Origin of the sequence: Pantoea sp. CTOTU46764, assembly GCF_031974595.1 — a bacterium.
Classification (GTDB): Bacteria; Pseudomonadota; Gammaproteobacteria; order Enterobacterales; family Enterobacteriaceae; genus Pantoea; species Pantoea trifolii.
Genome location: NZ_DALYOQ010000101.1, coordinates 11,252 through 12,024 on the forward strand (window position 1 = coordinate 11,252; position 773 = coordinate 12,024).

The 773-nt window shown below is 49.0% G+C and carries 1 pseudogene; it reads left to right on the top strand.

What is annotated here, in order from left to right:
- Positions 1-643, top strand: a pseudogene (gene fusA / locus RTM06_RS21735) (elongation factor G); the annotation flags it as partial.
- Between the last annotated feature and the right edge of the window lie 130 nt (positions 644-773).

Below are 773 nucleotides of genomic sequence, written 5' to 3' on the forward strand. Positions count from 1 at the left end.
TGAAGCGATTCGCGCGAAAGTTACCGATATCGAAGGTAAACACGCCAAGCAGTCAGGTGGTCGTGGTCAGTACGGTCATGTTGTTATCGACATGTACCCACTGGAGCCAGGTGTGAACCCGAAAGGTTACGAATTTGTCAACGATATCAAAGGCGGTGTGATTCCAACTGAATACATCCCTGCGGTTGATAAAGGTCTCCAGGAGCAGCTTAAATCAGGTCCACTGGCTGGTTATCCGGTAGTTGATCTGGGTGTTCGTCTGCACTTCGGTTCATACCATGATGTCGACTCCTCTGAGCTGGCGTTTAAACTGGCTGCATCTTTGGCCTTTAAAGATGGCTTTAAGAAAGCACAACCAGTGCTGCTTGAGCCAATCATGAAGGTTGAAGTAGAGACTCCGGAAGAGAACACCGGTGACGTTATCGGTGACCTTAGCCGTCGTCGTGGTATGCTCAAAGGACAGGAATCTAACGCTACTGGCGTTCAGATCCATGCTGAAGTTCCGCTGTCTGAAATGTTCGGATATGCAACCCAGCTGCGTTCTCTGACCAAAGGCCGTGCTTCTTACTCCATGGAGTTCCTGAAGTACGATGATGCGCCGAACAACGTCGCTCAGGCCGTTATTGAAGCTCGTAGCAAATAAGCTACGGTTTAAAAATTGTGAACTGATGCCTTCATGACTCATGAAGGCACAACGTAAGGAATTATCGCCATGGCGAAAGAGCAATTTCAGCGTAACAAACTGCACGTAAACGTCGGCACCATCGGTCACG